Source organism: Waterburya sp. (assembly GCF_058530065.1).
The window spans coordinates 1-6,471 of record NZ_JBZNBU010000259.1; the positions used below are offsets into that span (position 1 = coordinate 1).

The 6,471-nt window shown below is 39.2% G+C and carries 8 protein-coding genes; 7 read left to right on the plus strand and 1 reads right to left on the minus strand.

Annotation, left to right across the window (positions count from 1 at the left end):
- Positions 1-2,097: phosphoketolase family protein (locus tag AC33VI_RS15480; RefSeq protein WP_491783168.1), on the minus strand; the 2,097-nt coding region annotated here is incomplete at its 3' end.
- Between the two features lie 177 nt (positions 2,098-2,274).
- On the opposite strand from AC33VI_RS15480, the gene AC33VI_RS15485 reads away from it, so the two are divergent.
- The 7 genes from AC33VI_RS15485 to AC33VI_RS15515 all read left to right on the plus strand — a co-directional run.
- Positions 2,275-2,520, plus strand: a complete 246-nt coding sequence (locus AC33VI_RS15485) for a type II toxin-antitoxin system Phd/YefM family antitoxin (RefSeq protein WP_491783169.1) — start codon at positions 2,275-2,277, stop codon at positions 2,518-2,520.
- Entirely contained in the window at positions 2,521-2,907 is a 387-nt protein-coding gene (locus AC33VI_RS15490) for a type II toxin-antitoxin system VapC family toxin (RefSeq protein ID WP_491783170.1), read from the plus strand. It abuts the gene before it with no gap.
- Positions 2,908-2,927: 20 nt separating this feature from the next.
- The gene (locus AC33VI_RS15495) at positions 2,928-3,149 is read left to right on the plus strand and encodes a Txe/YoeB family addiction module toxin (protein WP_491783175.1); all 222 of its coding nucleotides are present in this window, start codon (positions 2,928-2,930) and stop codon (positions 3,147-3,149) included.
- Between the two features lie 78 nt (positions 3,150-3,227).
- Positions 3,228-4,070 (plus strand): alpha/beta fold hydrolase, encoded by an 843-nt coding sequence (locus AC33VI_RS15500; RefSeq protein WP_491783171.1) that lies wholly within the window; start codon positions 3,228-3,230, stop codon positions 4,068-4,070.
- 57 nt (positions 4,071-4,127) lie between these two features.
- Complete coding sequence (gene psbQ / locus AC33VI_RS15505; RefSeq protein ID WP_491783172.1) at positions 4,128-4,592, plus strand: photosystem II protein PsbQ; 465 nt, start codon at positions 4,128-4,130, stop codon at positions 4,590-4,592.
- A gap of 151 nt (positions 4,593-4,743) precedes the next feature.
- Complete coding sequence (locus AC33VI_RS15510) at positions 4,744-5,616, plus strand: RnfABCDGE type electron transport complex subunit D (RefSeq protein WP_491783173.1); 873 nt, start codon at positions 4,744-4,746, stop codon at positions 5,614-5,616.
- 145 nt (positions 5,617-5,761) lie between these two features.
- A partial coding sequence (locus AC33VI_RS15515) for a DUF2330 domain-containing protein (protein WP_491783174.1) occupies positions 5,762-6,471 on the plus strand: 710 nt, incomplete at its 3' end.

A 6,471-nucleotide genomic window follows, 5' to 3' on the forward strand; every position in this document is an offset into this window, starting at 1 on the left:
AAAGACATCGCAAGGGCTAGTACTACGCAACATAACGGGTTCTAACATAGCACTCGAACCACCTGTAACGCCGATTAGGGCATCGCCATCGAACATTGCCGAGAATTCAGCATCAGAGAGGAAATCGCCATCTTGAGCTTGAGAAATGGTATCCCAAGCCACGTCTGTAGGACGATATAAACGACGGGGGTTAATTATAGAAACGATTTTAGAACCGATACCTGCGGCTTTTAGTTGTTCTGCTGCTGCCAAAGTAGGGATTAAAGTCATATCGCCGATGACTGCGAAGACTACAGTTTTATCCCCAGGAGTTTCTTGCAAGACAATACCACCTTTGGCTATTCCTTCTCTAGTTTGTTCTAGGGTAGTGCGAATTTCTAGGGGTGATTTACTAGCAGTAATAGTAATACCTTTATTTTTCGTACCCAATGCCCATTCGTAACAAGCCTGGATGCTGTTGGCATCACAAGGGAAGAGAGGGAATACATTACCATTACGCATCATCCCTGCAAAGTAGTTTTCCACTTCGGGGCGTTGGTGCGTCCAACCGTTGCGCCCTTGTTCTAATGCCCCTGCGGTAAAGAGGGTAATAGTAGAAGGGGTGGGGCGACGTAGTTCTGCCATTGCTTGAGTGACGGTTTGCCAGATGGGTAAGCCGTTGATGGCAAAGGATTCGTAAGAACACCAGAGAGTTCTCGCACCGAATAAAGCCTGGGCTGCTGCTAAACCCGCACAGGCATCTTCACTAAGGGGTTCGTATACTTGTCCTTGGGGTTGTTGGAAATAGATTTCGTCGGTGGTGGGGTGAAGAATTTTTAAAGCGATATTGATATTATTGATACCCGATGCTGCGTTACCATCAGCGTTAGCCACAATAAAGTCTTTATCTTGTTGTCCCACATATGCCACCATTGCACCCATGGCAGTAGTAGCGACTTTCTTATCTCCCCCTACAGGATATTCTTCTGTGGGAATAGTACCGAGATCGGGGATAGAATATTCTTTTTCTGTAACTGCTGTCTCTACTGCTGCACCACCATTAGAACGAAGATAATTAGTACGGACTAGTTGCCAAGCTTCAGGGGTTAAAGCTCTTTCTTTTAAGGCAGCGACGATATAGTCTTTCTCAACACTATCTCCTGGATAGAGGTTGTGAGATTTAGAACCAGTTTTGTGTACTCCCGCGCCTTTTAGTTGCTTGACGATTAGGACTGTTAAAGTTCCGCCTAATGCAGATTTAGCAGCTTTATCGGTTGCTGCTAAAATTGCTTGGGTAAACGCCATTCTAGCTTCTGGAGAGAATTTTGTACTATCTACATATTCCCCTGGTTGGTTACTGTCATCGTAGTCTTTAGCATTGACTAAAATAACCGAACCGAAACCGTTACCCTCCCAGTAAGCAATCATTTCTTCATTGGTTTTGGTGGAAACCATGCTGTGATGTTCTTGGGAATAGCCATTCCAGACCAAGATAGGTAAAAAGTTGGTTACTTGGGGGTAAGCAGTATTAAAGTGACCGAAGCTACTCATGATATAGGGTTCGCCCAAACCACCATCGCCAATAGTTACGGGAAATAATACCCCAGGATGGAGTTTTGCCCCTGCCATAGCAAAGTGTTGTCCTTGTCCTAAAGGTCCTGCGGGATTAAGTAAGCCTGGAATTTGTCCTGAAAGGTGTCCCAATAGCCCGTGCATTTCCCGAAAGCGATCGCGCATATCCTGCACGGTATTAATCCCCATCGCTTCAAGAGAAGTATCTAGAAAGACGTTGCTATAAAATCCAGGGGCGTGGTGTCCCACTTCGGTAATAATATTTTTGTGTCCTAGCATTACTAAAGATGCGATCGCATCGGCAATACTGGCAAATCCTCCTGGATGTCCCGATTGTTTGCTAGCAGTAATTTGCAGTGTTAGATAGCGCAAGGCATCGGCTGCCAACATGGTCTGATAAACTGCGGATTTATCTGTAGGATCGGCGATCGCAGTTTGTCCTTTTTGAATAGCTGGTGCTTGCCCGTATTTGGCAAAATCAGGCAACTCTTCTTTGAAATGTTGGATTCCTTCACAAAAAGCGGGAACGTTTGTAGCAACGGTCATAAAAATATTTCCTTTGTTTATCAAACTGCAAGTATTAAGTAAATCTTACAATTTTAGGTGATAATTCAGCGACAAAATCTTCCTATGGATACTATTGGTAATTCTTAATTTAAAATTATTCATCCGAAATCTGAATGTTAAACTTAAACTTAGTTTATAAACTTAGTTTGATTAACGATGAGCGAACAAATTAATATTCACGAAGCGAAAACTCAACTATCAAAACTATTGTCGCGAGTAGCTTTAGGGGAAGAATTTACCATTGCCAATCGCGGTGTTCCCGTGGCGAAATTAGTTCCTTATAAATTATCTGACGAAAAAAGCGATCGCATCCCTGGAAGGTTAACGGGTCAAATTAAAATTAGCGACAATTTTAACGAACTGGATGAGGAAACAATGGGGTTATTTTATGGAGATGAATAAATGAAATTGTTGTTAGATACTTGTTGTTGGTTATGGTGGTTGAGCAACCCCGAACAACTGAGCGAACAACAGCTTAATGCTATTATTAATCGCCAAAACCAATTATTTTTATCGACAGCTACTCTATGGGAAATCAGTATTAAAGTTGGTAATAATAAATTAACTATTCCACAACCACTTCAGAAGTTAGTAACAACACAATGCCCTCAAGATAATATCGAGATGTTAGATATCAAACCAATTCAGGCGATTGACGCTGGTTCGCTTCCACTACATCATCAAGATCCTTTCGATCGCATGATAATTACTCAAGCAACTGTTGAAGATTTAACTATAGTCACTTCAGATACTATATTTAAAAAATATGATGTTGCCGTTTTGTTTTAGTTTTTTGTAATTATGAAGAACTGAGAATAAAAGATCGCAAGTTACATAAGAATCTCTGTAAAATTCTCAAAGAAATGCTGCGAGGCGATCCGTCTGAAGGATTAGGGAAACCAGAACCTTTAAAACACAATTTATCTGGATTTTGGGATAATCGTCTAGACCAAAAGGATCGTTTAATTTATAAATTTGGCGATCGCTATATCTACATTTTTGCGATTGGCGGACATTACGAACAGTTTTGAGTTAAATAATTTCTCTTTATTTTGCGTGACAGTCTCTGAGACAATTACCTACAGTTAAGCAAGAGAAATAATAAATAAATGTCTATTAAAACAGATAAAATCCAGGCGGGTAAGTTTGAATGGTTTTATCGCCAGACTGAAGTAGAAAGCGATCGCATTCCCGTAGTTTTTTTACACGGTTTGCCTTCCCATAGTTACACCTGGGAAAAAATGATGTCTTTTCTGGCAGATGAAGAAATTCCTAGCATTGCCCTAGACTGGCTTGGTTGTGGATTTTCTGATAAACCCAAAACGAGAGATTTTGCCTATACTCCCGATGCTTATTTAAAAGAACTATCAGAAGCGATCGCCGCTTTAGAGTTAGAAAAGTTTTATTTGGTCGTCCAAGGCTACTTAGGCTCTGTGGGAGTGCAATATGCCTTAGATAATCCCGACAATATAGAAGGATTAATTGTTCTCAACGCACCAATTGCCCCTGGCTCGAAATTACCTTGGGTAATGAAGCAATTGAGTTTACCTTTTGTGGGGGATATGATGACTCAAGATCCTCTGTTGGTCGATCGCACCATCGAAAAGGGTAGTGGTTTTGTGGTTGTAGACCAAGATTTAGATATTCTACGCAAGCCGTTTTTACAAAGTTCGGCAGTAGGCAGATCCTTGATGGCAATTCTACAAAAGTTAGATTTGAGCCGTACTATCCAAGATATTGAAACAGGCATAACTAGCTACAGCAAACCAACTCTAATTATTTGGGGAATGGCAGATCCTTGGCTGGATGGCGATCGCGTTAAGGATTTAGCTAGTCTTAATTCAGAAATAGACTTTGTCGAACTTCCCGAAGCCAAACACTACCCTCAAGAACATTGGGCATCGGATATTTCTCAACAGTTAATTCAGTTTTTTCGGCGTAAAGTTCTATAAAGATGTCCCTTTTCCTGAGAAAATTAAGATCTAATCATCAAATTTATTTTGAGTACAATGAGAATTTTTCGCCCTATTCTTTCTTTAATTTTAGTTTTAGCAACAACTATTTTAGTTAGCTGTGGTAGTCCTACGGCATCTGCACCACCTACCTATACCCCAGAAAAATTACAAAAGGTTGCTACCTATCGCATTCCTTTTGACATCGCTCGCGATCGCATCTCCGAACTAGGAAAATATATCGATAACGAAGACTGGGTCAACGCAGATTCCTTTATTCACGGTCCTTTAGGCTCGATTAGGAGAGATTTGACCTATCTATCTAAAGCTTTGCTGCCCGACGAACAAGAACCAGCTTTGGAAGCAGCTAAAGACATTTTCAAGCATTTTGAAAATATCGATGCTGCGATCGCCGCAAATAACTATAAATTTGCCATCGAACAATATAAAGAAGTTGTCTCAGATTTTGATAGTTATGCAAGTTTGCTTCCCCAAGTAGAGCAATCTGATAATCCAGCTTAGGTAACACATAACCCATAACAGGCTAGTGACTTTAAGAGGTTTGGCAATGCCAAGCCTTTTTTTTGCGTTACAGTTTTTGTAACATGACCCTATTTTTAAATTTCAAAAGACATACTAGTAACATCAATCTGTAGTTATATATTAAAGATCGATGTTATTTAAAGATGCTCGTTGGACGCAAATAATTTTCTTAGGTTTATTTTTATTCTTAGGAGTTGTTACTAGGGATTGGACGATACAAGGAAATCTAATTTTAGTAGCGATCGCCAGTTGTTTGGTTACTCAATGGATTTTGTCTTTTGTAGTGGAATATAGCAAGCAGACAGAAGAATATAATTTCTCTAATCTAGGCAGTAAATTAAATATTTTAATTACTCCCAAAGTTTTAACTTCTCTTCGTAGTGCCTTAATTACTTCCTTGGGTTTATCCCTATTACTTCGTAGTAATAGTCCGCAAACCATGGCGATCGCGGGAGTAAGCGCGATCGCGAGTAAGTTCTTATTTCGCTACCACAACAAACACTTTTTCAACCCTGCTAACTTCGGGATTATTGCTGCTTTAACCTTTACAAATGATGCTTGGGTATCCCCTGGGCAATGGGGGACAGATTGGTGGTATTTATTATTATTTCTTGGCTTGGGTGGAGTTGTCTTAAAACAAGTCGGACGATGGGATACTTCCGTGGCTTTCCTCTTATTTTATGGCAGTTTAGAAGCCATCAGAAATATCTATCACGGTTGGAGTTGGGATGTCTGGCAACATCAATTTACTAGCGGTAGTTTATTACTCTTTGCCCTATTTATGCTTACCGATCCGCGATCGATTCCCAACTCCCAAAAAGGAAGACTAATCTGGAGTGGCGCGATCGCAATTTCTACGTTTATTTTGCAACACTACTTCTATCTTTCTACAGCAATCTTTTGGTCTTTATTTATCATTTCTCCCCTAACAATTTTGTTGGATGCGATTTTGAATGCACCACGATTTAATTGGAAAGCAAGTCAATGGACAATGGACAATTGATAATGGACAACGAATAATCAGTTATTTCGTAGGTTGGGTTGAAGAATGAAACCCAACAATAATAATCTTGTTGTCATTTCAAAAACAATCTGGTCAATATTTATAGGTTGAGTTATCACAAAGTTTCTTAACTCAAATACCAATTATGAAAATATTCAGAATATTATTTTCTTTATTATTAACGGGTGCAATATTTCTATTTGGTATCAAACCCGCATTAGCTTTTTGTGGCTTCTATGTTGCTAAAGCCGATAGCAGTTTATACAATCAAGCCTCTCAGGTAATCATCGCCAGAGATGGGAGAAAGACAGTTTTAACCATGTCTAACGATTATCAAGGAGAAGTTAAAGACTTCGCGATGGTTATTCCAGTACCAGTTGTTTTAACTAAAGAACAAGTACATATTGCCGATTCAAAAATCATAGATCGGCTAGATGCTTTTAGCGCACCAAGATTAGGAGAAGCTTTTGAAGATCATCCTTGTATTTCTTTGTCAAAGTATGGGGCTTTAGGTAGCATCAGATTTCCCAGAGAAGCTTTGAAAACAATAGTTGAAAAACAATTTAGCATTGGCGAGTACGATATCTTAATTCTCAATGCCAGAGAATCAGATAACTTAGAAGCATGGTTGATTCAAAATGATTACCAAGTTGATAAATATACAAAAAAGTTATTAGAATCCTACATTCATCAAGGGATGAAATTTTTAGTAGCTAAAGTTAATTTAACAGAATATAACAAAAATACTTATAAAAGATTAAGACCTATATCTATTGCCTATGAATCAAATGAATTCGTACTTCCAATTCGTTTAGGTATGTCTAATGCCAAAAACGAACAAGATTTAATTGTTTA